This is a genomic window from Roseicella aerolata, assembly GCF_020523605.1.
GTDB lineage: Bacteria > Pseudomonadota > Alphaproteobacteria > Acetobacterales > Acetobacteraceae > Paracraurococcus > Paracraurococcus aerolatus.
Genome location: NZ_JAJAQI010000006.1, coordinates 56661 through 80041, shown reverse-complemented (window position 1 = coordinate 80041; position 23381 = coordinate 56661). Strand labels below are relative to the sequence as shown.

The 23381-nt window shown below is 67.9% G+C and carries 20 protein-coding genes, 1 tRNA gene and 1 pseudogene; 7 read left to right on the top strand and 15 right to left on the bottom strand.

Translation table 11 applies throughout. The features are described 5' to 3' along the window. Nucleotides 1–536: 536 nt before the first annotated feature. From LHA35_RS05805 to LHA35_RS05795, 3 genes and pseudogenes are all read left to right on the top strand, one after another. Nucleotides 537–2879, top strand: coding sequence for a DEAD/DEAH box helicase family protein (locus tag LHA35_RS05805; protein ID WP_226605692.1), 2343 nt, complete (start codon nt 537–539; stop codon nt 2877–2879). Between the two features lie 301 nt (nt 2880–3180). After that, nucleotides 3181–3354: a hypothetical protein gene (locus LHA35_RS05800; RefSeq protein WP_226605689.1), complete on the top strand. Its 174-nt coding sequence runs from the start codon at nt 3181–3183 to the stop codon at nt 3352–3354. A gap of 167 nt (nt 3355–3521) precedes the next feature. Beyond that, nucleotides 3522–3863, top strand: a pseudogene (locus LHA35_RS05795) (transposase domain-containing protein); the annotation flags it as partial. Between the two features lie 52 nt (nt 3864–3915). Here the strand turns inward: LHA35_RS05795 and tnpC are convergent. From tnpC to tnpA, 3 genes are read right to left on the bottom strand one after another with little or no spacing between them, the layout of a single operon-like run. Beyond that, a complete protein-coding gene (gene tnpC, locus LHA35_RS05790; RefSeq protein ID WP_226605687.1) occupies nt 3916–5523 on the bottom strand; it encodes an IS66 family transposase in 1608 nt (535 codons plus the stop codon). A gap of 48 nt (nt 5524–5571) precedes the next feature. Further along, complete coding sequence (tnpB, locus tag LHA35_RS05785) at nt 5572–5919, bottom strand: IS66 family insertion sequence element accessory protein TnpB (RefSeq protein ID WP_226605684.1); 348 nt, start codon at nt 5917–5919, stop codon at nt 5572–5574. Then, nucleotides 5919–6275, bottom strand: a complete 357-nt coding sequence (gene tnpA / locus LHA35_RS05780) for an IS66-like element accessory protein TnpA (protein WP_226605680.1) — start codon at nt 6273–6275, stop codon at nt 5919–5921. Before tnpA ends, tnpB begins: the two co-directional genes overlap by 1 nt. Before the next feature lie 437 nt (nt 6276–6712). Between tnpA and LHA35_RS05775 the strand changes: the two genes are divergently transcribed. Together LHA35_RS05775 and LHA35_RS05770 are read left to right on the top strand one after the other, a co-directional pair. Further along, a complete protein-coding gene (locus LHA35_RS05775) occupies nt 6713–7180 on the top strand; it encodes a hypothetical protein (RefSeq protein WP_226605678.1) in 468 nt (155 codons plus the stop codon). Between the two features lie 72 nt (nt 7181–7252). Further along, nucleotides 7253–7405 (top strand): hypothetical protein, encoded by a 153-nt coding sequence (locus LHA35_RS05770; protein ID WP_226605674.1) that lies wholly within the window; start codon nt 7253–7255, stop codon nt 7403–7405. 302 nt (nt 7406–7707) lie between these two features. Here the strand turns inward: LHA35_RS05770 and LHA35_RS05765 are convergent, their stop codons facing one another. The 9 genes from LHA35_RS05765 to hemC all read right to left on the bottom strand — a co-directional run bounded on the left by LHA35_RS05765 (nt 7708) and on the right by hemC (nt 18571). After that, nucleotides 7708–9948: a Druantia anti-phage system protein DruA gene (locus LHA35_RS05765; RefSeq protein ID WP_226605671.1), complete on the bottom strand. Its 2241-nt coding sequence runs from the start codon at nt 9946–9948 to the stop codon at nt 7708–7710. 91 nt (nt 9949–10039) lie between these two features. Further along, nucleotides 10040–11887 carry an ATP-binding protein gene (locus LHA35_RS05760; protein WP_226605669.1) on the bottom strand — a complete coding sequence of 616 codons (1848 nt, stop codon included), beginning with the start codon at nt 11885–11887 and terminating at the stop codon, nt 10040–10042. A 77-nt stretch (nt 11888–11964) separates the two neighbouring features. Continuing rightward, nucleotides 11965–12327 carry a sigma-70 family RNA polymerase sigma factor gene (locus tag LHA35_RS05755; RefSeq protein ID WP_226605667.1) on the bottom strand — a complete coding sequence of 121 codons (363 nt, stop codon included), beginning with the start codon at nt 12325–12327 and terminating at the stop codon, nt 11965–11967. Between the two features lie 257 nt (nt 12328–12584). Next, nucleotides 12585–13922: a tyrosine-type recombinase/integrase gene (locus LHA35_RS05750; protein WP_226605665.1), complete on the bottom strand. Its 1338-nt coding sequence runs from the start codon at nt 13920–13922 to the stop codon at nt 12585–12587. Nucleotides 13923–14051: 129 nt separating this feature from the next. Next, a tRNA-Thr gene (locus tag LHA35_RS05745) sits at nt 14052–14126 on the bottom strand. 132 nt (nt 14127–14258) lie between these two features. Further along, a complete protein-coding gene (locus LHA35_RS05740) occupies nt 14259–15539 on the bottom strand; it encodes a heme biosynthesis HemY N-terminal domain-containing protein (protein ID WP_226605662.1) in 1281 nt (426 codons plus the stop codon). Between the two features lie 4 nt (nt 15540–15543). After that, complete coding sequence (locus LHA35_RS05735) at nt 15544–16833, bottom strand: hypothetical protein (RefSeq protein WP_226605659.1); 1290 nt, start codon at nt 16831–16833, stop codon at nt 15544–15546. Between the two features lie 9 nt (nt 16834–16842). Next, on the bottom strand, nt 16843–17577 hold the full coding sequence (locus LHA35_RS05730) for a uroporphyrinogen-III synthase (protein ID WP_226605655.1): 735 nt from the start codon (nt 17575–17577) through the stop codon (nt 16843–16845). 4 nt (nt 17578–17581) lie between these two features. Further along, a complete protein-coding gene (hemC, locus tag LHA35_RS05725) occupies nt 17582–18571 on the bottom strand; it encodes a hydroxymethylbilane synthase (protein ID WP_226605652.1) in 990 nt (329 codons plus the stop codon). 41 nt (nt 18572–18612) lie between these two features. Here hemC and tsaD point away from each other — a divergent pair, with 41 nt between their 5' ends. Further along, nucleotides 18613–19656, top strand: a complete 1044-nt coding sequence (gene tsaD / locus LHA35_RS05720) for a tRNA (adenosine(37)-N6)-threonylcarbamoyltransferase complex transferase subunit TsaD (protein ID WP_226605649.1) — start codon at nt 18613–18615, stop codon at nt 19654–19656. An 80-nt stretch (nt 19657–19736) separates the two neighbouring features. Here tsaD and aac(6') read toward each other — a convergent pair whose 3' ends face one another. Continuing rightward, nucleotides 19737–20195 carry an aminoglycoside 6'-N-acetyltransferase gene (aac(6'), locus tag LHA35_RS05715; protein WP_264185386.1) on the bottom strand — a complete coding sequence of 153 codons (459 nt, stop codon included), beginning with the start codon at nt 20193–20195 and terminating at the stop codon, nt 19737–19739. 98 nt (nt 20196–20293) lie between these two features. Between aac(6') and LHA35_RS05710 the strand changes: the two genes are divergently transcribed. Next, a complete protein-coding gene (locus LHA35_RS05710) occupies nt 20294–20692 on the top strand; it encodes a hypothetical protein (RefSeq protein ID WP_226605845.1) in 399 nt (132 codons plus the stop codon). Nucleotides 20693–21117: 425 nt separating this feature from the next. Here LHA35_RS05710 and LHA35_RS05705 read toward each other — a convergent pair whose 3' ends face one another. Next, the gene (locus tag LHA35_RS05705) at nt 21118–21993 is read right to left on the bottom strand and encodes a CHRD domain-containing protein (protein WP_226605646.1); all 876 of its coding nucleotides are present in this window, start codon (nt 21991–21993) and stop codon (nt 21118–21120) included. Nucleotides 21994–22228: 235 nt separating this feature from the next. Further along, entirely contained in the window at nt 22229–23281 is a 1053-nt protein-coding gene (locus LHA35_RS05700) for an NAD(P)/FAD-dependent oxidoreductase (protein ID WP_226605837.1), read from the bottom strand. Nucleotides 23282–23381 lie beyond the last annotated feature (100 nt).

Genomic DNA, 23381 nt, shown 5'->3' with positions numbered 1-23381 from the left:
TTGTTATGCTGACGATGTCTCTTAGCTCTGGTCTGGCTTGTTCATCGTCTTTCAGTCACGCTTGGAGGGTTCCAATGTCCTGGTAGCAGGAGATTCCGGCCATCTCGTAGTGCGAGGGACCGACTGAGTGCTGCGCCGCTCGGCGCGTCTGCAGCGAACACCGAAGCCGGCCAGGAGTCATTGCGCATGGGCTGGCTGCCGGCCAGTGCCCTCGTTGTCCTTGAGTATGCCCGTCGATGAGTACGGAAATACTATAATAATTTAAGAGTTTCCGTACGCGAGATAGAACTAGGAGACAAAGCTAGGTTGCAGAACCTGACTGGCATTACAAAATCGGCATGGCAGCCAACTTCTTCGCACATGGCTGGACCGGCCTGATCTCGGATCTACCGTCATAAATACATGTGTGAGAGGGGCTCGTTCCTCTTTCACTTGGCGGTGAGCTTTCTTGTTTGCTCCTCTCACAATCTTCCGCCGAGTGGACGCGTCGCCAAGCGCGGGGACAACCGAGGAACCAAAAACAAGAAGGCATGCCAATGCTCATCTACTACGTCGACGCCCTCGCGGGCGCAGGCAAGACTCACGGCGCTATCGAGCACGCGATTGAGCGCGCAAGGCGCGGCGACAAGGTCGCTATTGTCCAGCCCTCTAGGCATTTGATCCAGCAGAGCTACATTCAAGCCACTCAGATCGCGCCAGATCTCCTCATCACGCGGCTGGACAGCAGCACCAATCCGAGGCGCGTACGAGCGGCACTGATCGCGCACCTCAACAGGCCCTATCCCGAGGGCGAAATCCTCTTCGTCACTCACGCCGCGTTCTTCGGCCTGCCCTACTGGCACAACCGGCCCGCCTGGCACATCATCGTCGACGAGATCCCCAACGTCGTCGAGGACCTGTCCCGACGAGTCCCCGTTAGCCATCACACCCTCACCCAGCACCTCGAGCTCCACGGCCGCAACCACGTCTACAGTCGCATAGGAGCACGCGACGGTGCGGAGGCGGTCCTGCGGGCCATCGCCGAGAATGAGCTGGACGATGAATCCCAAGAGATCTTCGCGCCTGCCGCCTCGCGCATCCTGGACCCGAACTGGCTGGTGCTCGCCCACACCGCAAACTATGAGAAGTTCTCGACCGGTCGAGCCACGGCACGGGGGAGCTCTCTCGGGCTGTTCGGACTCATGCTTCCGGCGGCCCTGGGGGGCTTCGCGTCCTTGACGGTGATGGGCGCCATGTTCCGCGAGAGCGTGCTCGCAATGGTGTGGCGCTGCCACGGCGCGGTCTTTGAGCCGCATCCGGTGATCCAGGATAGATTGCGGTACCACCGCCACGACAACGGTGCGCAGCTCACCATCGAGTACCTGTGGGAACACCACTGGAGCAAGAGGTTCCGCGACAGCACGCTTTCCGACCGCAGCACCGTGTTCGAGACGTCGCTGCGGCACGCCTGTGGGATCATGGCCGGCAAGGAATTCATCTACGTGGCCAACCTGGACGGCGAGGATATCGCAGGTCACGCGCTGCCGGGCGGGATTCAGGTTCCCTCGGTTTGCCACGGGCTCAACGCATATAGCCACATCGACAACTGCGTCTTCCTCAGCGCGCTCAAGTTCACCGGCGACCGGTACAAGTGCCTGGAAACCCTAGATGTCAATCGAGACGAGCTCGATCGCGCCCACTACCTGCAGTCGGTCTACCAGGCGGTGATGCGCACCAGCCTGCGCGATCCCTCCTGCACGCGCCCCAAGCACGTTGTGGTCATGGATAGGATGGCCGCGGACTACCTAGCGTCCCAGTTCCTAGGTGCGACTGTCGCCAAAGCACCGACGCCGAGGACCAAGAGCGGTCGTGTCGGCCGTCCAGCACTTTGGCGGGACGAGGCAGCACGCAAGCGCGCAGAGCGCAACCGAGCCAGGGTCCTTGGCGAGCTCGCGGCGCTGCACCAGGAGGCAAAGAGCTGTGTCTCGTTGATCCCCAGCATTTACAGCCGCGACGTGCTGCATCACGAGGTCACGTCCAACCAGGCGCTGATGCAGGAGCTCCGGCACGCCCTTAACACGGAGGTCAGCGGCAAGAAGCAGAATATCCTCATCAGCCCCGCACTATTCGAGGTCACCAAAGGCGCGGAGACCCGACGCGGGCTGGACAATATCACCCAGGTCTACGGCATTTGGCTCGACAACGACGGCGGTGATCTCACGCCCGATGCCTTGCGGGGAATCTTCCCAGGGCTCTGGATGGCGTGCTTCTCCACCTACAGCGGGGGCGATAGGTACCGCGTGTTCATCCCCACCAGCCAGCCCATGACGGTCGAGGCTGACGCTGCGGTTAAGCGCATGATCTTCGATCAGTTGTGCCAGGCGGGGTACCACGACGCCAGCGCCGAGAGGGGCAAGCGCCACGGCTTCGACACCTCGAAACTGACTGCGTCAAGCCTCTTCTTCCTACCGTGTCGGCAGCCTGGAGCAGACGTCTTCTTCATCGAGTTTCCAGGCGAGGAGCTGGATCCGCAAGCATGGATTGCCAGACCGACGGTGGCCGGCCTCTTCGACGTGCCGGAGCCTATCCTGTTGCCGACGCCTCCCGTGCCACAGTCCCCGGCCCCACCGCCACTGGCTTCGGCAGAAGCTGACACCGCGTGCAGCCTAATTGTTGCGTCGGGCATCGACCCGCAGGTTGACCGCGCGCGGCAGGTCTACGCCACCACTCCGAAGGGCGCGGGGCTGCGGAACGCGGCCTTCTTCCGCTTCGGGCTTGAGCTGAGACGGCTGGGCCTCAGCATGCCGGAAATTGAGCGGCACCTGCGCACGACAGCCGATGATGCCGACCGACGGAGGCAGATCAAGAGTATCATGCGCTCACTCGGCAGGCGCCTGTAACGCCAGAGACGTCCTGAAGCACGAGCAGCGAGGAATTTGGTGGGCGGACCGGAAGCGGTGCTCTGACAGGACGGCGGGGCGGCCCACCCGTTAGCCTATGCGGGGCCACGACTGTCCCCGTCGAGAACGGAAATGCACAGATCGCGCAAGGAAAAATTCCTTTTCGATTTCTCCGCGCAATCTTCTTAGCCTGCGGCCCAAAGCCCGTACGGGCGTGGTCCCGGCCGGAGCAAACCGCCCCACTGCCCTTCGCGAGGCGAGGGCATGTGATGCCAAGCGCACCGGGCGCTAGGATGGGCCCATGACCTCGACCAACATGGACAGCATCGTCCAGGAATTCGCGCAAGCCTTCGACGACCTGCTAGGCGCGGCGATGCGAGAGACCTTCGGAAATTGGGCTGAGGCGCCATCTTCGCTGCCGGCCCTTCCCGAGGCCTACGCCAATGGCCGGGACCGGTTGGAGAGCGCGACATGACCCCCTGGACCTTGCTGAAGCTCTGGCTGGGCGCCGCCGCGCTGCTGCTCCCTGCGAGTCCTGCCTGGCCTGCCAGCGGCCCCGCCGAGCCCGACTTCGTACACGGCGAGGTCCTGGTGACCCGGTACGACGAGGCCAACGGCAGCGACCTGCTGACCGGCGGTCTCGGCGCGGAGGGTCTCGCCAAGGCCCTGCAGTACGCCCTCAGCCGGTGGGACGCGCTGACCCGCCACCTCGAAGACGGCTGGCTGTCGGTCGGCAATAATCTCTCGGAGCGGCTGCTGCGGGGCATCGCCGTCACCCGCAAGAACTTCCTGTTCCTCGGCTCCAATGCCGGCGGCGAGCGCGCCGCCATCATCTACACCATCGCCAAGACCGCGAAGCTGAACGGCCTGGATCCCGAGGCCTACATCGCCACCGTGCTCGATCGCTTGGCCCGCGGCCACACCATCAGCCGCCTCGATGAACTGCTGCCCTGGAACCTCAAGCCAAGCCGTCAAGCCGCGTAGATCGGCTGTCGTATACTTTGATTCTACCCCTGCACGAGCTTCGCAGTAAGCGTCAGCCCATTGCGGCGGGTTGACGTTCTGCCTTGAAGTTCCAGGGCAGCAGCTCGTGGATGCGGGTGATGGGGTGGCCGCCTGCGAGCCGATCGAGCACGGCGGCGATGTAGGCTTCTGGGTCGAGGCCGTTCAGCTTCGCGGTCTCCGCGATGGTGTAGATGATTGCGGCGCGATGGCCGCCGGTGTCGCTGCCGACGAACAGGAAGTTCTTGCGTGTGACAGCGATCCCTCTCAGCTGCCGCTCGGACAGGTTGTTGTCGATCGAGAGCCTGCCGTCCTCGATGTAGCGCGCCAGCGCATCCCAGCGGTTCAGCGCATACTGCAGCGCCTTGGCCAGCGTCGATTTGCCGGAGAGCCGGCGCCGCTGCTGCAGCATCCAGGCGTGCAGGGCCTCCAGCAACGGCTTGCTCTGCGCCTGGCGCGCTGCGCGGCGCTGCTCGGGCGACTGGCCGTTGATCGCCGCCTCGATGGCATAGAGTTCGGCGATCCGCCGCAGGGCTTCCTCGGCGATCGGCGATTTGGTGCTGTCGTAGACCTTGAACAACTCGCGCCGTGCATGGGCCATGCAGGCCACATGGGTGATCGCTGGTGGCTTGCTGCCCTTCGCCGCGGTCAGCGCCTCGTACCCGGCATAGGCATCGGCGTGCAGCCAGCCCGCATAGCCGGCCAGGTGCTCCCTTGGTCGTTCGCCCTTGCGGTCCGGCGAGTAGCAGTAGAATGCCGCCGGCGGGCCGGTGCCGCCCCAGGGCCTGGGGTCGAAGGCATAGACCCAGAACCGGCCGATGCGCGTTCGGCCGCGCCCCGGGGCAAGGACGCGGATGGTGGTGTCGTCGGTCCAGACCACGCCCTGCGCCAGAGCATAGGTGCCGATCGCCTCGGCCAGCGGCCGCAGCCACCAGGCGCCGTGGCCGACCCAGTCGGCCAGGGTCTGGCGCTGGATTGCCACCCCCTCGCGCGCCAGGATACCCGAGAGCCGGAACAGCGGCAGGCCGTCGAGGTATTTGGAGACCAGCACATGGGCCATCAGGCCTGGACCGGGCCGGCCCCGCTCGATGGGCAGGGCCGGGGCGGGCGCCTGCAGCATGGCCTCGCAGGCCCGGCAGGCATAGCGCGGCCGGACGTGCCGGATCACCTTCAGCCGTGCCGGGATCTTCTCCAGCACTTCCGTGACACTCTCGCCGAGCCGCGTCAGGCGGGCGGGATCGGTGCAGCCGCAGCGGCAGGCGAGGACGGGCTCGTGCACGACCGTCTCGCGCGGCAGATGCTCCGGCAGTGGCCGGCGCGTGGCGGGCTTGCGCTGGTTGCCAGATTTGCCCTTGGTCCGGCGCTCCTTCTCCGCCGCCGCGGCCTCGCGCTCGGCCTGGTCCTCCTCGAGATCGCCGATCAGCATCTCGAGCTGGTCGGCCTCGGCCGCCAGCTTCTCGGAGGACCGGCCGTAGCGGTCGCGCCGCAGCGTCGCCAGCTGGATCTTCAGCTTCTCGATCTCGAAGCCCGCGTTGCGTAACTCGGCATCGCGTTCGGCCAGTGCCGCATCGCGCTGCGCCAGCAGAGCGCGCAGCGTCTCGACGTCGTCCGGGAATGCCGCGGTGTCGAGCTCGGGGGCCACGCCTGAATCGTCGCCGGCTTCGCCGCGTCGCGCCAAATGAGGATGGTGTTACCCGACCACCTCGGGCCGGGCCGTCCAAGCTGGCATGCGCCAATCTATGCCTTCCAAGAGCATCGAGAGCATAGCCGGGGTCAGAGAAACCACACCGCTCGTCGCCTGCGGCCACACGAAGCGACCCTTCTCCAGCCTCTTGGCCACGAGAACCAGGCCCTGGCCGTCCCAGACCAGAATCTTCAGCAGGTCACCCCGGCGCCCACGAAAGCAGAATACCGCGCCGCTGTACGGATCCTGCAAGAGCACGGTCTGCACCTGCGCGGCCAAGCCGTCGAATCCCTTGCGCATATCGGTCGCGCCGCAGGCCAGGTAGACGCGCGTACCGGGCGGCGGGCCGAACATCACCGACCACCCAGTTCGGCCAGCACCATGCGCAGCGTCACCGCATCAACGGCGCCCGTCACCCGGATGCTCGCGCCGCTCGGCAGCACGATCTCCAGGCTGCCCGCCGCCTCCACGGCTGCCGGCACCGCGGGCGGGGCAGGCAAGGCAGGGGGTGGCGGCTCCTGCACCATCGCCACCGGCGCGAACCCCGCCATCGCGGTCGCCAGCATCTGCTTGCGCCAAGTGTAGAGCTGTCCCGTGCTCACCCCGTATCGGTCCGCCACGGTTTGGACAACCGCGCCGGGTTCCAGGGTCTCCCGCACGATCCGGAGCCGCTCCTCCGGCGGCCAGTCGCGCCGGCGGACCGCGCGCACGCGGACCTCAACGGCAGGGTCGGGCCCCAATCCGGGACCGCTCCTACGACCGTCGTATGAGCGGTTTGCAAGTGGTGCAGGCGGTGTCGCGTCGTCGGGCATCCACATGACATCCACGACGCGCCGTGGTCAACGCAAGGCCACGACAGGCTTACGCTTACGCTTCGCAGGCCTTGTGTGGAGAATGTCCCTTCCCGCCCCTGCGCAGGTCATCGAGGGGCATAGCCACTGCCCTGCACTCCGTATGCGTCTCAGCCCTTCCCGCCCCTGTACGGGCTCCGTAGCGCGCCCATGGCGCCCGGCTCCGCCCGGGCACGCCTGCCGAATCGGACAGCCCCCGTGACGGCGAGAAAGGTGGAGTTGGTCCCGCCTTTTCGGTTGGCCTTTTGGACGATGGCTGTAGAGCGATTGGCACGGAAGCAGAACAGGAGCCCCGGATGTCCGTGCTCAAGACCCTCAAGTTGGGCAAGGCCGCGCCCACGGCCGCGCCTGCTGACGCGAAAAGCCGCGCGAAGGCCAAAGTGATTGCCCATCTGGAATGGCAGCGGGAGCTGCTGGCGGCGCACCGGGAGGGCCGCGCGCTCGAGGCGACGCGGCCGGTCTACCGCACCAACGAGGCCGGCGAGCGGGTGCGGGTGATGCAGCCCGTGCATGTGCGGCGGGACTGGTTCGAGGACACAGCTGGCACGGTGCATTTCATGGTCCGTTATGGTGCCAGGCCACTGCTGCTGGACAAGGCCGGAAGCACCAGCGTGGAGGTCGGCGGACTCGACGCGCTGCCCGGTGTGATCGACGCGCTGCTCGCGGCGGTGCGGGCCGGCGAGTTGGACGCGCAGTTGGCGACGGCGGCGCAGGAGCGGAGCAAGGCGTTCAAGCGCCGGAGCGCCACGACGAAGGCGGCGTGACGGCGACCGTCAGCAGCCACCAAGGCCGGCCGTCGATGGCTGGCTTGCTCTTGAACGCGGAGGATCGGAAGCATGGACGAGTTTGTGGCGATCGTGCGCCTGCCCAATGGGCTCACGCAGCGGGTGACTATTCAGAGCGATGACAGCGGCAAAGCGAGAGCGATGTTGGAAGCGCAATACGGCCCCGGCTGCGTCCTGACCTTGGATCGTCCAAACCGGTGGTGATAACAGCGAACTTAACACAACCTATTCAGATCGGGCGCACAATGAAGCCAGAACGCCAAGTCGACGCTTGGAAAGTCACTGATACGCCATACCCGGGTCGGAAGAATATTTTTTGCCTAACTCCGGGACGTGAGTATCACATCGGCACGCTGGTGGCGGGCAGCCAACGTCACCTAGAAAGGTTTGAGGCCGATCTTGCGCTCATTCGGGCCGCGCCACGAATGAAGGCAGCACTTATCGAAACTCTGTCCCTGCTGAGCCTGCACGGCTTCGTACAGAATCCGAGCGCTCGATCTCTCGCCCTAGAGATCGAGTCGATCCTGAACGGCGTCGGCGGTTAGGGCATCGGCGGGTGCCCGCTCGAACTCAAATTCGCTGCGCTCAAGTGTCGCCCGCTTCGCTCTTTCTCTTAGGTCTTGACTGATTAGGTCGGGCGAGCATTTCTCAACTCGCTGGAGAACGAACGACTTTTCAATCCTGGGCAAGAGCCATCGCTCCTGCCATACGCGCGCGATCGTGGCGGCAGCCGGGCTCTTGCGACTGGCGGCCACCTTCGCGAACCCAGTCAAAGAGTCACGTGCGCCTGGAAACAGCTCGCACGCATAGACTCGGCGTCCAATACTTTGCTTCAGCACTCGATCGTTGTTAATCCCGATGAGGTTCAGGCCCTCTCGCACCTGGCGTGTCCTCGGGCTTGAGCCCTCACCAAAGACGCTGTTAATGCGATTCGTCCCATATACAGCCTTACCTAGACGCCGCATGTACTCGAGCGTAAGTTTGCTTAGGTGAGTGACTGTGATCCCATCGCTGGGGCGCAACTCTTCCCACGCAAGCCCTTGGCTTAGTTTTGGATGCCAACCGGGTTTGACCTTGAGCCGATTGTATTGGCTGCTCGCGATACCGTAGAGACTCGTTGTCGTGAGAAGCTTTAGATCTGCTGAACGCGTAATGGTGCGGCCAGCGAGCTGAGAGGCGATCTCACTAGCCTGGTTCGCGTAGCGCGCAGCATATAAATCGCGGACCTCCTGTGAGCACATGAGGAGCGTCACGAGCTTCCCACCCAGTATGTGGTTGTAGGGCGCTATTGCACCGCAGACCGCCACGTCAGCGACTTCCGTTGCTAACTTCTGGCGACGCAGCTCTCTCAGCGCGAGGGTAACCGCATTTCGTCCGCCCTTGGTGAGCAGGATCTCGCACAGAGCGGCACCAGGAGCGACCTCGAACCCTGCTGCTTTAAACAGCTTTAGGCACCGCAGGAGCGGGATGAGCTGCTCGGCCCGCTTTCGCCGAAAGAGCGACGAACCAGAAAGCTTCAGCCAGTCAGCATCGGTGAGCTTGCTACGATCGAAGCCACGAATGTCGACTGGCTGCCCGCTGGAGCTCTCGTCGACATCGAACAGCACTTCATAATCCTGGCCCCTAGTATCGCCCTCCTCGCCGCCGGCAAGTTGACCGAGCAGCAGCTCTGTCTCAAGGGAGGGTTCCTCCGAAAACAGGCCAAGGCTGCTGTCGGGCGGCGCGCGATCCCGTCGAGCCAATAGCTGCCTATCGCGGCGCTTTAAGTCGCGTTGACGCTCAACGCTCGCCCTTGCCGCAGCTTGCTGCAGTTTCAAAAACACTGCCCCGGTGGGATCGGCTAGCTCTGCCGGGGAAAGTAGGTCATCGCTGCGGATGTCACGTATGGCATTCAGCACCGTCTGCAGTAACACCTCGCCGACGCGCGAGGCGCTCAACCGATCATCAAGGATACTCGCGATCACATCATCTAGCCGCCAGCCAATCCACTCGTCGCGCGAATAAAGGTTTGCGGCAGGGCTCGCCAGCATCGCAATACCGATTACGGGCCAGTTGGGGCGGGCCTTGTTGCGTATCAGCAGGCGCATGGTCCGGCCCGGGAGCGGGTTGTACTCTAGGGACCAAGTGTGCCGGAAGTAACGCCAGACGTCCTGCAACGGCAGGCCCGTAAACTCGCAACGTGCCTGGTCATCGCAGAGTTGGATTGCAGGCTGGACGACGCTTCGGAGAGCGACTGCGCGGCGATCGGGTGGAAGCGCAGCGACGGTGCTCAACTTGCTCGCCAGCGTAGTACCGTCATCAATGAGTGTTTTGATGGATACAATTCGATCCGCGTAGACGCGGTCGCGCTCGACGGAGCGGAGAAAGTCTTGAACTGCTTCGGATGCCAGCTGGCGATTGCTGGCCCGCATGAGCTGCTCACGAACCCGCGCCTTCGCGTGGTCAAATGTCTCACCCGGAAGAGGATGTGGGTCGGGTTGTATTAGGAAAACGCTGTGTGGAGCTGCGTGAAGGTCCCATCCCTGCTCGGCAAGGTCGGCAAGCACGGATGCGGCCACTGCTAACCGCATTTCTCCCACTTCGTCGGCCGATAATGATCGTGCTGATGCCTCCTCGGCCATGCGCCTGAGTTTCCCCGAGCGCGTCAAGGGATCTGCATTGGCGCTGTCTCGGACTTCAGCAATCAGCAGCGACCGCCGCAGCTGATCGAGAAGCGAAGGCCGGAACTCGATGTCGGACGCGGTCATCACTGTACACAACCAAGCTAATATATTTTTTGAAACATGAAGAATGCTGCAGGAGCGTGGTCGCTAGCCACGCCCCTGCGGCTCCGTGCGTTTACGCGGCTTCAGGCGCCGCGTCCGCTTCGCTCACATCCGTATTGTGAACGAATCGTGCTAGCATCTCGAGGGATGCAGTCAGCACTTCGGACCACGCAGCTCGCTCTACCGCGTAGAACGTCTGCTTATCCGGATTACCGAGCGCGTCGAGCTCACACTCTCCCAGCGAGAAGAGCAGAACCTCCAGGCCGGCACGCACAGCACGCGAATTGCGCGGCACTGCGTAAACGTCGGTATAAAAGCGGTGGGATGTGTTGATGTGCAACACTCTCATGCCGCCGAGCTGCTCGACGCGGAAGAAGGGCGCCCCAGGCATGCTCTCGAAGCTCACGCGGTAAGGATGCTCGATCGTCTCCTTGACGACCTCCTCGCGCACCTCTTCCTCTGGCCGCTGCTTCTCACGCGACTTGCGCTTCACATACTGGTCCAGCGCCTCCTTCGCTGCCTTTTCACGTTCAACAGGGTTCGTGCCAGCGCGCTTGCGACGGAATTTCTCGCTCTCCTTCATAGACTGCTCGGAGATACGCTTCTTTCCGGTCTCCTTCTCGTGCTCCCTTGCTTTTCCGTCTTCGCCGACGCTCCTACGAAGCGACTTGATCGCGTTCAACACGCCGGCATCTTCCAGCAGATCCCAGAACCTATCAGACAGCACGACGCCCTGCTTGGAGTTCGCGATGGTGAATTCCTCATCAAGCTCCGCAGGGAAATCTATCTCGGCGGCCCAGTAGCGGTCGTTGTTCAGGAAGCGCTCGAAGCCATCCCAGGGCGTGTGATCGACCACATCGATCTGGCGTCCCATGCGGGTTATGATGAGCCCTCGATTCTCGTTCGCAATGGCGAAGCGAGGGTTCTGATTGCCACGGACAGCTGCTTTCGACTTGTCCACCGAGTGGAAGGTGACAGGGAAGCGCGCATACCGAACGACGACGCGCGCCTTCTCGCCAGTGCTCTTTACCGTCACATCAAACTTTGTAGGCTCAAGGGCAGTAGCGCGATCCTCGTCCAGGTCGAAGTAGCGGAAGCCGGGAGTGGTAAAGAGCGGATCCGTTGGCTCAACCTTCGTTCCGTCGAAGAAAATCGAGACACGGTCAAGGTAATTACGATACGTGATGCCGAAGTGCTCCAAGAGGTTCTTCTTCATCGCGCTCGTGGTCTTCCACTTGAGGCGATCCACCTTCTCCCACAGGACGATGGTGCCATGCGTGAAATTCCCAGTGTGATGCTCGCTGATGTATTCGAACACCCACTTCGGAGGCTGCATTTCCGAAACCGGCGGAGCAACCACCTTGCCGTTCTGGTCGGTGTACTTCCCCTCGCGGATATCATCGAGATCGACGGTAATACCGTGCCATCCACCGTTCTCCGTGATGGAGTACACGGAGAAGCGCCGCGCCTGATTGACTGATGCGCTTGGGAGGCCAAACCCAAAGCGGCCGAACCCGGCGCGGCTGCCCTCGCGGTGCGTGCCGCCCCACAGCACGGACAGTCGGATCATCTCCCGAACCATGCCATGGCCATCGTCTATGATAGCAATCGCGTCGGGTTTCGCATCGCTCTTGCCGTCATAGCCGAGCGCGACGTGTACTCGCTTGGCTCCCGCCTCAATTGCATTATCAACCAGCTCATCGAGCGCAGTTCCGGTGTGCCGATAGTAAGTGTTCCGCATACTCTCGACGAATGCTGAGCCCACCGCCAGGCCGTAGTCGAAGCCTCGAGAGGCAAGGCCACGGGCATAGGTCCGCTGCTTCTCGAGCTCGTCGGCTTCCACCGTCGCCAGGTTCACATCGGGCATATTCATCTCCATCACATTCTGCAGCCATGTTCGGCCGCGTTGCGTGGCGTCCACTGTAATTCCCGGCGTGGACGCCGCTGGGTTGCCGGGGATCGGCCTGGGGCTGTACAGCCCCAGGCCGAAGGCTGGAGCTAGTGCGGCCCCAGGCCGAAGAATGCGCGCCCGCGCTGGACGACGCGGTCCAGGGCGCGGCTCACGCCGGACTGGGTCAGGCCCAGCTCGCACGCAATGGCGACCTGGGACTGGCCTTGCCAGAAGTGACGGTGGACGATGTCGCGCTCGCGCGCCGGCAGCGTCTCAAGGAAGTCGGCGACGCGTGGCTTCAGCAGCGCGATGTGCAGGTCTGCCTCGGTCGGGGCCGAGGGGTCGGCGACGCTGTCGCCGATCTCTTCAGCCTCAAGGTCATGCGCCTCGGTGGCGCAGGGCGTGTTCAGCGAGTCGATGGGCAGGTAGGCCGCCATAGCGGCGCACTGCCCCATGAACACATCGTTCACATGGGTCTCCTGTTGCGGTTCCAGGAGGCCCAATGGTCCGAGCTCATTCTGCAGCCATATTCGGCCGCGTCGATCCTTCGGACCTCCTAAGGAGATCATACCATCGATTCGCCAGGGTATGACTGGGGCCCGAGAAGATTTTTCGGACCTGTGATGAGGGCTTCTTGAGCGGGCTTTACCCCAACCCTTCGGCCCTTGCCGGGCCGCTGTCTTCCTTTCGGTTCCCTGCACCTTACCCTACCACGCCGTCGCCGCCCCTATGACTCACCGCGCCTTACCCGCCCGCTGAGCAGGCTGGCGTTCAGACTTGCCGTGATCTTGGAGTAAAAGCGGTCGATCATGGCCGTGCTGGTGCCGCAGTTAACCGCCACAAGGTGGGTGCTGAGCCCCATCGCCAGGGCGTTGGTGATATAAGTATGCCTGCAGCTGTAGAGGGTTCGCGCCTCGCCGCGAGGGTTTGTCGTCATGCCCGCGAACGCGAACCATCGCTTCGCTAGCCTGCCGAAGTCCGTGACGCGTCGCGCCTCCGGCGTTGCAAACAGCCACTTGTCGGCCGCCCGGCGCTCCTTGATCCGCGCCAGCGCCATACCGTAGACTACTCGCTCGCCCCGAGGCAGCGCCACAACCTCGCGCTTGCCCGTCTTGGTGTCGTCGCTCACCCAGAGGCGCAGGTTCTTCACGCCGTTGGCATCCCTGAAGAACTCGACGTCGCCCCACCTCAGCTTGGCAGCCTCACTCGGGCGCATGCCGGTGGCCAAAAGCAGCTCGACGAAGTCCACGGTCAGCTGGCGGAGTGCTCTGGCCTCGTCCGTCTTACCCGCAGCGACCCATGCGCTGCCGGTGTCGATCAGCGCCTCGGCCTCCTCGGCGGTGAAATGCGCCCGGGGATTGTCCTTCGGCTTGCGCGTCTCGATGCCGGGAATGCGCTCGGGGTTGATCCAGCCATGCTTCGCCGCGCAGGCGAAGATCGCCCGCAGCACCACGTCCTCGGGCAGCGTGTTGGCGCCGTCGCTGCGGCGCCGGTTGCCTAGCGGCGCTCGCACCAGCCGTCCGCCGCGTTCGTAGGCCAGCTCCGCCTGCGTGCTACCTGGGCCGATGGTCCAGTAGGTGCGCCGCCAATCTCGGTACCGGGCGATCTCGCCGGCAGTGATGGTGTCGACAGCCTTCTGCCCGAAGAAGGGTCGGAGGTAACGCTCGATGCGCCCACGGATGTCCTTCAGCCGGGCCGCGCGCCTGCCCGTGCGGGCGACCTCCTGCTCCTCCTCGGCCAGGTAGACGCCGCAGACGTGGCCGAAGGTGGCGGTTTGCACGCTCAGCCCGTGCCGCACGCGGAACTCGTACTCCAAGTAGGTATTGGCCGCGCGCTCCGCGGCCATCGCCCGGTCCGGCGTGCGTAGGCTTTGCTGGACCTGTTGCCCTTCTACCGTCCGCCACAGCGAGAACCAGTTGGGGCTGTCAGCCCGGTGGAAGACCAACACCCGGCCGTCGCAGATCTTGAAGGAGGCGTGCGCGTCGGAGGCGCTTTCAGGGTCCCGGCCACCGTGCGGCTGTAGTGAAACCCCGGCGACCCGTAGTGGAACCGCAGCTTTAGTCATGCCAGCCGCCTTTGGCCGCACCGCCCAGGAACGGAACGGAGACGCACCGTAGTGCGCTGTAGGGAGCGTAAGTCCGTCCCGAGAGCAGGACAAGCGCGCGCCTAAGCTGCTGGACTCCTTGGGAAAGGATGGTGCCGACACCCGGGATTGAACCGGGGACCTACTGATTACGAATCAGTTGCTCTACCGCTGAGCTATGTCGGCTTCGCCAGGAGCGGCTGGATACACGCATGGCCGCTCCAGGGCAACGCCCCTTTCGGCTTCTCCCGCATGCAGGCGGCGCATTCTTGCACCGCGCGGGATGCCCCGGGCGAACCCGCCCGGGGCTGTCGATGGTCAGGCCGCGGTGGTCGCCGGCACCGAGGCGCGCGGCGCCGCCGTCCAGGCGATCTGCCCGACCGTGTCGCAGCTGGTGCAGACCGGCGTCCAGGCCGCGTGCTCCGCGCCGCAATGGGTGCAGCGCCAGCGCGGCTCCGGCCGGGCCGCTGCCGCCTGGCGCAACCAGCGGGACTGGGCGGCGCGCGCCTCGGCGGTCTCGCCGTGCTCGGCCTCCTCCAGTTCGGCCAGCAGCAGATAGGCCCGGCGGTCCTCCTCGCCCGAGCCGACCAGCGCATCCAGCGCGCCGCGCGCGCGGCCGGTGAGCCCGGCGGCGAGGGAGGTGCGCGCCAGCAGCAGCCGGCTCTCGGCCGCATCCGGATTGCGGCGGATGAGATGCTCGGCGGCCTTCACCCGCATCAGCGGGTCCGGCTCGGCATCCAGATAGGGCTCGGCCAGGTCGGGATGCGGCGCGGCCGCCCAGGCCTCCTCCAGCACGGCGCCGGCGCGCCGGGCATTGCCGCCCTCGCGCAGCCGCTTCGCCAGCGCCAGCGCCGCCGGCGCGAAGGCCTTGTCGTGTTGGAAGGCCTGCCGCTCCAGGTCCAGCGCCCTGGCCGGGTCAGGCTCCTCCGCCGCGGCGGCCAGCGCCAGTGCGGCCTTGGGCGCCTCGGGCGGCGAGAGGGCCAGCGCCTCCCCCCACTCGCGGGTCTGCAGCGCGAGCTGCGCCCGCTCCTCCCGCAGCCAGGCGGCGCCGGGCTGCACCGCCTCGGCCTCCCGCGCCAGCGCGCGGGCGGCGTCCCAGTCGCCCTTCTGCATGGCCTGCCGCAGCAGCCCACGCAGCCCGAGGAAGCGCGCATCGTCGCGCTCCGCCAGCCGGCGGAAGAGCTCGGCGGCCGACTCCTCGCGGCCGGCCATGCGCTCCGCCTCGGCAGCCAGCAGCAGGGTCTGCGGCGTGTCGCCCAGGCAGTTGCGGGCCTTGCGCACCTCGAGCCGCGCCGCCTCCGCGGTGCCGGCGGCCAGCGCGATCAGCGTCCGCGTCACCGCGGCATCCCCCTGGACGCGGCGCTTCGCGCTGCGGCGCTCGCGGAACCGCCGCGGCCAGCGGCGGAGGGCGCCGATGGCCAGCAGCAGCAGGTGCAGCGCGAGGAAGCCCAGCACCAGGATCAGCAAGGCAATTGGGAAGCTGGTGCCGATGAAGGCCTCGCCGACCTGGATCTCCACCGTCCCGCCGAGATCGGCCAGCCACATCGCGCCGGCGACGCCGGCCGCGAGGATCAGCAGGACAAGGATGGCGCTCCGCATCGGCTCAGCCCGCCGCCAGCTGGCGCAGCGCGGCGCGGGCCGCGACCAGCGCCCTGGCCTGGTCCACCCAGGACCGCATCGCATCCCGGGCGGGCGGCGGCAGCTTCTCGATCTGCTGCAGGCTCATCTCAAGGTCTCCCGCCTCCAGCGCGCGGCGGGCGCGCTCGATCTGCTGCTCCGCGGCATCGCCCCAGACCACCTGCTCGCCGCGGCGGACGGTGACCAGCCCGCCCATGCGGGACAGCGCGCTGTCCACCACCCCGGCCCGGCTGCCATCCGGCTGCGCCGCCGGGTCGGAGGCGGCGCGGGCCGCCTTCGCCGCGTCTTCGAAGGAGAGGCGGAGCGAGGCCTCGGTCGGCGGCGCCGACTGGGCGAAGCGGGCGAGCGCCTGCGGCGGCTGTTCGACACGCGCCAAGCCCTCGCCAAGCGGCTGGCCGGCGACGAGGGCGCTGCGCACCCGGTCCAGGGCGGCAAGCCGCGCGGTGCGGGCCTCGAGCGCGGCCATCTTCTGCTGCGCCTCCTCCAGCGCCGCCATGCGCTGCGTCAGCGAGGACTCCAGCCCCTGCAGGCGCCGCTGGGTCTGCTCCTCCAGCGCCTGCAGGCGCTGCGTGGCCGCCTGCTGGGCAGACTGCTCGCGCTGCTCGCCGCTGCGCTGCGCCTCCTGCAGGCGCTGGGAGACGGATTGCTGCGCGTCCTGCAGGCGCTGCGTCACGGCCTGCTGCTGCTCCTGCAGCCGGCGGTTCAGCTCCGCCTCCTGCTGCTGCACGCGGGCGGTGGTCTGCTCGATCCGCTCACCCATCCGGTCGAGACGGGTGCCGAGCGCATCGAGCGCGGAGCGTGACGCGACCGTGGCGGGATCGAAGGCCGGGCGGGCGTCCAGCGCCTGCAGCCGGCGGTCATTCGCCGCGATGCGCTCGTTGAGCGCCGCGATCTGTCCCTCCAGCGGCCGGAGGTCGGGGATGGCCGGCGCGGGCCGCGATTCGAGCGCCTGCACGCGGCCCTCGACCGCGGAGAGGGCGCCGAGGCGGCCGGTGACCGTGCCGAGCTCGCCCCGCACGCCCTCCAGCGTGCCGAGCCGCTGTTCCAGCTGCGCCACGCGCGCCGGATCGACGGCCGCCTCGGTGGTCGAGCGCGGCGTGGTCAGCAGCCACCAGACCGCCAGCAGCAGCACCACGCCGCCGACGCCGATCATGATGGCCGCCGGGTCGAGCCGGCGCGGCGCCGGCGGCGCCAGCGGGGAGTTGCGGGGGGCCGGCGGAGTGTCGCTGGCGGGTTTCTCGGGTGTCTCGCTCATGCGTGCAGCCTATCTGGGACCGAGCAATGCCAACAATGCGTCCTGGTCCGGCCGGTCGGCGACTCGCACCGCGCGCCAGGCCAGGGGTGCGAGGGCCCGGGTCGCCGCCTCGGCCACCCTGGGACTGATCGCCAACGCTTCCATCCCCGCCGCGGTCGCCGCGTGGCCGGACGCCTTGATGAGGGAGATGGCACAGCGGGCCGAACGGGGCGAGAAGAACAGCGCGGCAACGACCTCACCATCTTGTTGCAGGGCCGCGCTGGCTTCCGCCGGCAGGGTGGTGGCCGGCCGGGCGACATAGGCGACGCGCCGGATCACCCGGAAGCCGCGGGCGCGGAGATCCGCCGCCAACTCCGCCCCATAGCCCTCCCCCACCGCCAGCAGCAGCGGCCCCGCCGCTGGGTCGAGTCGCCGCGCGGCATGCTCGGCCAGCGCCGCGGCGTCGCCGGCGGCGGCCTCCACCCGCGGGAAGCCGCGGGCGCGGGCCTCGGCCGCCGTCGCCTCCCCCACCGCCAGCACCGGGATGTCCGTGGGGGGCAGGGCGCGGGCGGCGGCGCGGCTGGTGAGCAGCAACGCCTGGACCGGCCGCAGGACCCTGGCCGGCGGCAGGGGGACGGGGCGCGGTGCCAGCACCAGCGCCGGCGCCGGGACCGGCCGCCAGCCGAGCGCGGCGACGCGGCGCGCGGTCTCGGCCGCGCCCGGCTCCGGCCGGGTGATCAGGACCCCGGGTGCCTCCGCCGCCACGGCGTCAGGCGAAGAGGTCGGCGGGGCTGTCGGCCCGCAGGCTGCGGCCGAGTTCGGCACCCAGCCGCGCCGCATCGGCCGCCGGGCCGGTCGCGGCGCGCTTCAGCAGGAAGCTGCCATCCGGCCGGGCGACCAGCCCGGTCAGGTGCAGGTCGCCATTCGGCAGCAGGCGGGCATGGCCCCCGATCGGGGTGCGGCAGGAACCGTCCAGGGCCGCCAGGAAGGCGCGCTCCGCCCGGCTGACCGCCGCTGCCTCCCGGTCCTCGATGGCCGAGAGCAGCTCGCACAGTTCCACGTCCGATTCGCGGACCGTGATGCCGACGATGCCCTGTCCGGCGGCGGGGACCATGGATTCGGGGTCCAGCACCACCGCCGCCTCGCCCTCCAGCCCCAGGCGGCGGAGGCCGGCCAGCGCCAGCAGGCTGGCGGCGAACTCCCCGCCGCGGACGCGGGACAGGCGTGTCTGGACATTGCCGCGGATCATGGCGCAGCGCAGATCCGGCCGGGCGAAGAGGATCTGGCTCTGCCGCCGGACGGAGGCGGTGCCGATGACCGCCCCGGCGGGCAGGCAGGCATAGGGGTCGGCCGAATCCGGCTCCGCGCAGCCCGCGCCGAGGATGATGGCATCCCGCGCATCCTCCCGGCGCAGGGTGCAGGCCAGCACGATGCCGGGCGGCATCTCGGTCTCGAGGTCCTTCAGGCTGTGGACCGCGAAATCGACGCGGCCGTCCAGCAGGGCTTCATGGATCTCCTTGGCGAAGAGGCCCTTGCCGCCGATATCCGCCAGGCGCCGGTCGAGGATGCGATCGCCGGAGGTGGCGATCACATGTTCCTCGAAGGCCTGCGCGGCGCGCAGCACGGGGCAGAGCTCGGTGACGATCGACAGGAAATGCCGCGTCTGCCAGAGCGCGAGGGGCGAGCCGCGGGTACCGACCCGGAGCGGCAGGAGACGGCCGTGGCGCGGGACCGCGGCATGGTGGTGGCCGGAAGGCATGGCGCTGTCTTAGAACCGCGACCGGGGATGAGGAAGGCTGGATGGACACGGAAGCCGCAGTGCTGGGGCTGGAATCGAGCTGCGACGAGACTGCCGCGGCCGTGCTCCGCGCCGACGGCACCATCCTGGCCGAGGCGGTGCTGAGCCAGGAGAAGGAGCACTCCCCCTATGGCGGCGTGGTGCCGGAGATCGCGGCGCGCGCGCATCTGGAGCATCTGCCGCGGCTGGTGGCCCAGGTGATGGAGAAGGCCGGGCTGGAATTCTCCCAATTGGCGGGCATCGCCGCCACCTCCGGCCCCGGGCTGATCGGCGGGCTGATCGTCGGCAGCACCCTCGGCAAGGGGATCGCGCTGGCGCATGGCCTGCCCTTCGTCGCGGTGAACCACCTGGAGGCGCATGCCCTGACCGCGACCCTGCCCGGGGTGGTGGAGACGCCGGTGCGCTTCCCCTACCTGCTGCTGCTGCTCTCGGGCGGGCATTGCCAGTGCGTCGCGGTGGAAGGGGTGGGGCGCTACCGCCGGCTAGGCACCACCCTCGACGACGCGGTGGGGGAGGCCTTCGACAAGGCGGCCAAGCTGCTCGGCCTGCCCTGGCCAGGCGGGCCGGCGTTGGAACGGCTCGCCAAGGCCGGTAATCCGGCGCGCATCCCGCTGCCCCGCCCCCTGCTGGGCCGGCCGGGCTGCGACTTCTCCTGGTCCGGCCTCAAGACCGCCGTCGCCCATGCCGTCGCGCGCTGCCCGGGCGGCGCGCCTTCCGACCAGGACAAGGCGGACATCGCCGCCGCCTTCCAGGCCGCGGTCGCCGCGGTGCTGGCCGACCGGGCGAAGCATGCGCTGGCCATGCTGCCGGAGGCGACCGCGATGGTGGTGGCCGGCGGCGTCGCCGCCAACCAGGCGGTGCGCGGCGCGCTCTCGGCCGCCGCGGCGAAACGCGGGCTGCCGCTGGTGGCGCCACCCATCCGGCTCTGCACCGACAATGCGGTGATGGTGGCCTGGGCGGGGGTGGAACGGCTGCGGCTCGGGCTCACCGACGAACTCGGCCATGCGCCGCGGCCGCGCTGGCCGCTGGAGGGGCTGGCGGCCTGAGCCCCCAGGGAGGCCCTGGGATGGCTGGCCCGCAACCCGGGCAGGCTGCCGGGAACTGACCGGGGCCTGCCGGCGCGGCGTCAACCGGGACGCGGCGCCAGCGCCTTCCGGTAGAACACCACTCGCTCCGTCTCCTCGAAGCGTAGGGCGCGGTGCATCCGGTGCGAGGCCGCATTGTCGAGCAGCGCGTCCGAGGCCAGTTCGGCACAGCCCAGCGACAGCGCCCAGGCCTCGACCGCCCCGGAGAGCGCGCGGGCGAGGCCGCGCCGGCGCCAGCCCGGCAGCACGAGAATGCCTTCCAGAAAGGCGACCGGCGAGGTCGCGCAGCCATTCACAGGGTCCCGCCGCAGCCGGGCCTCGGCGAAGCCGATGGCGGCGCCGGCCGGGTCGCGTGCCAGGAAGGCCACCGCCTCCTCCGGGCGGGCGAGCAGCGCCTCGGCCTCCGCACGGTGCTCCGCCGCGCCGCCCTCCGGCCAGAGCACCTGGCGCAGCGCCACCCAGTCCGCCAGCCCCGCCCCGTCGCAGCGCTCGATCCGCATCCGCCGCCCTCCCATCTCGCCGCCAGCGCAACATCCGGGGCGAACCCATCCTTCCGCCATGCGTTCGAGGGACCCGAGAGGAGAGGGACACCTCAACCATGGCCACCCAGACGCGCAACCCGAAGGGCACCGAGCATCCCGAGAACACCTCCGATGCCAATGTGGAATCCGGCGTGGAGCAGACCTTCCCGGCGAGCGATCCGGTCGCCTACACCACCGACCAGGGCTCCCGCGCCGTGCCGCCCGAATCGATGATGGACCCGAAGGGCTCGAAGCCCGCGCCCTGCGATGACGGCGTCACGCTCTCCCTGCGCTTCCCGGACAGCGAGACCGCCAAGCTGGCGCTGGAGGCCGCGGTGCGGGAGGGACCGATCGACCGGCGCTGTGCCGAGATCGACCTGGACGATGACCGGGTGACCATGCGGCTGGAGGTTCCGCGCGCGGACCGCGAGCGGCTGGACGGGCTGCTGCGTAAGCATGGCGGGATGGAAGCCTAGAGCAGATCGTGGATGGGCGTGGACGCCTGGGAGCGAAACTCTGCTCGGAAAACAAAGGGCACCAGCGGGTGGGCGTTCAGTCCTGGACGCCCACCCGCTGTAGACTGGTCCGCCGCGCAGGGTGATGCGCGCCGGGCACTCCAGCCCTTTGCCCGGACGAGCAGGCTGCGCCGCCTGAGTGGAGCCACTCAGGTGGCGTTTCATACTGTCCTGCGCAGATGCCGATGTATTCATGCAAGCGGCGTCAGCCCCGATGACGGCTCCGGGCCAGGAGTCATGCCTGGCTCATGACGTCCCGACCTGCGGCCCGCGGGGCAGGCCGCGCGCGAAGGCGCGCCGCGGCCAAGGCCCGGAGGGCCGCCGGCGTCTGAGGCAGGACATGCATCGGCATGTCCTGCGCCCGGATGGATGCCCGCCGGTCCCGTTCAGCCCCAGACACCATCGGCGAAGGCGTTCCGGCCTTCCTGGATGCCATGCATGAGGAAGTGCTGGAGAGGGTTCATCCCGGCCGCCGCGACGTCCGGATGGGCCGCGAGGTAGGAGGAACTGTCGAAGTAGCGCGAGGGATCTCGCCCTTCCGCGGCGCCATGGGCGATGTAGTGGTCCAGCGGGTTCACGCCCGCCTCCGCCACGTCCCGATAGGTCTCGAGATAGCCGGAGGTGTCGAAGAGCGCATTCGGGTCGCGCCCCTCCTTCCAGCCGATATTGTCGAAGTGCAGCCTTGGGTTGATGCCGAACAGCGCCGCCGCGGCCACGTCCGGGTAGGTCTGCTTGTAGAAGTCGGCGTCGAAGCCGTCCCGGATGGAGCTTCCCACCGTGCCGGCCGAGACCAGCTGGCCACGGATCTCGCCGGCCGGGAAGGCCGTGGAGTGGATGTTGAAATAGAGCGGGATGTCGAGGCCGGCCGGCGTCAGGTCCAGCACCGCCGCGAAATCGGTCACCGGGATGGTGGCGGGGTCGGTCCGTTCCCAGGCACCGGCGATGGTCCAGGACCCGTCGTCATTGCGGGTGATCCTGAGGTCGTCGGCATCCTGCGCGGGGTTGATCTGCCCGAAGACCACGCCGCCATTCGCGCCGCGGAACTGGCTGTGGAAATGCATGCTGATGACGTCGTCGGCGGTGGACGGCGTCTGCGCCCCGGTCCCGGTGGCCGGCCCGAAATCCAGGCCCCTGGCGGTGAACTGGTAGGTCGCCCGGTCGGCGTCGTCATCCCAGATGACGATGCCGCCGCCGCTGGCCGCCGAGTTGTTGGGCGGCACCTCCTGCCGTCCGGTGAGGCTTGCGGTGAAGATCCTGGTCATGGCCGATCTCCGCTCCGGCCAGGTCGCGCCAGCGTACGGACTGCCTCGTCCCGGCCCCTCCCGCCGGAGAGCCCGTTGGCGGCCGCGCCGCCTATCCGCGCCGATGCAGCACGGGCGGCTGGCCGGAGAGGAGTTGCCGCGCCGTACCGTTCACGCGCAACAACGCTCCCGCCCACGCCGGGGCAGGGTCACGTTTCGCGGCGTCGCTCCTCGGCCGGGAACGCCCCCGCCGGCATCACCCCGCCGGGACGCCCTTGGTCGTGCTGTACTCGAAATGCAGCGCCTCGCCCGGGAAGACCCGCGGGTGGATGGCATGCGCGGCCATCGCCGCCTCCGAGAAGCCCTGCAGGATCAGCTTCAGCTTCCCCGGATAGGTGGCGATGTCGCCGACCGCATGGATGCCCGGCAGGTTGGTCTCGCAGGTCGCGGGCGTCACGGCGATGTGGCTGCGCTCCAGCCCCAGCCCCCACTCCGCGATCGGGCCGAGTTCCATCGAGAGACCGTAGAAGGGCAGCAGGTAGTCGGCCGGAACGGTCTTCGTCTCGCCCTTGAGGGTCGAGAGCACGACGCCCGTGAGGCGTGAGCCGTCCCCCTCCAGCCCGTGGAGCTGGTAGGGGATGGCCATTTCCACCTCGCCCCGTGCCGCCGCCTGGTCCAGGCGTGCGGCACTCTCGGGCGCCGCGCGGAATTTCGGCCGGCGGTGCACCACCGTGACCTTCGCCGCGACCTCCTTCAGCGACAGCGCCCAGTCCACCGCGCTGTCGCCGCCGCCCGCGATCACCACCCGCTTGCCGCGGAAATCCTCCCGCCGGGAGACCAGGTAGCGCACCGCGCCCGATGCCTCGTAGCCGTGCAGCCCCTCCAGCGGCGGGCGGTTCGGGCCGAAGGCGCCGGCGCCAGCCGCCAGGATCACCGCCTTGGCCCGGATATGGTCGCCGGCGCTGGTGCCGAGCTCCCACTCGCCATCCAGCTCCCGCAGCCGCTCCACGCGGCGGCCGAGCAGGTAGAGCGGCGTGAAGGGGGCCGCCTGCGCCTCGAGACGCTCGATCAGCTCCGCGCCCTCGATCGCCGGATGGGCGGGGATGTCGAAGATCGGCTTCTCCGGATAGAGCGCGCTGCACTGGCCGCCGATGGCGTCCAGCGCGTCGATGACGACGCAGCGCATGCGCAGCATGCCGCATTCGAAGACCGCGAAGAGGCCGACGGGCCCCGCGCCGATCACCGCCACATCCGTCTCGACCGTCACGCCGGAGGCGTGCGAACCGAAAGCCTTGCCCGAGGCGCGCATGCCGCTCACTCCCGCCGTCATCGGCGTCCTTCCCAACCGGAGCGGCCGGTCATACCCGCTCGACGCCCCGCCTGGGAACACCCGGACCGGCCACGCCACC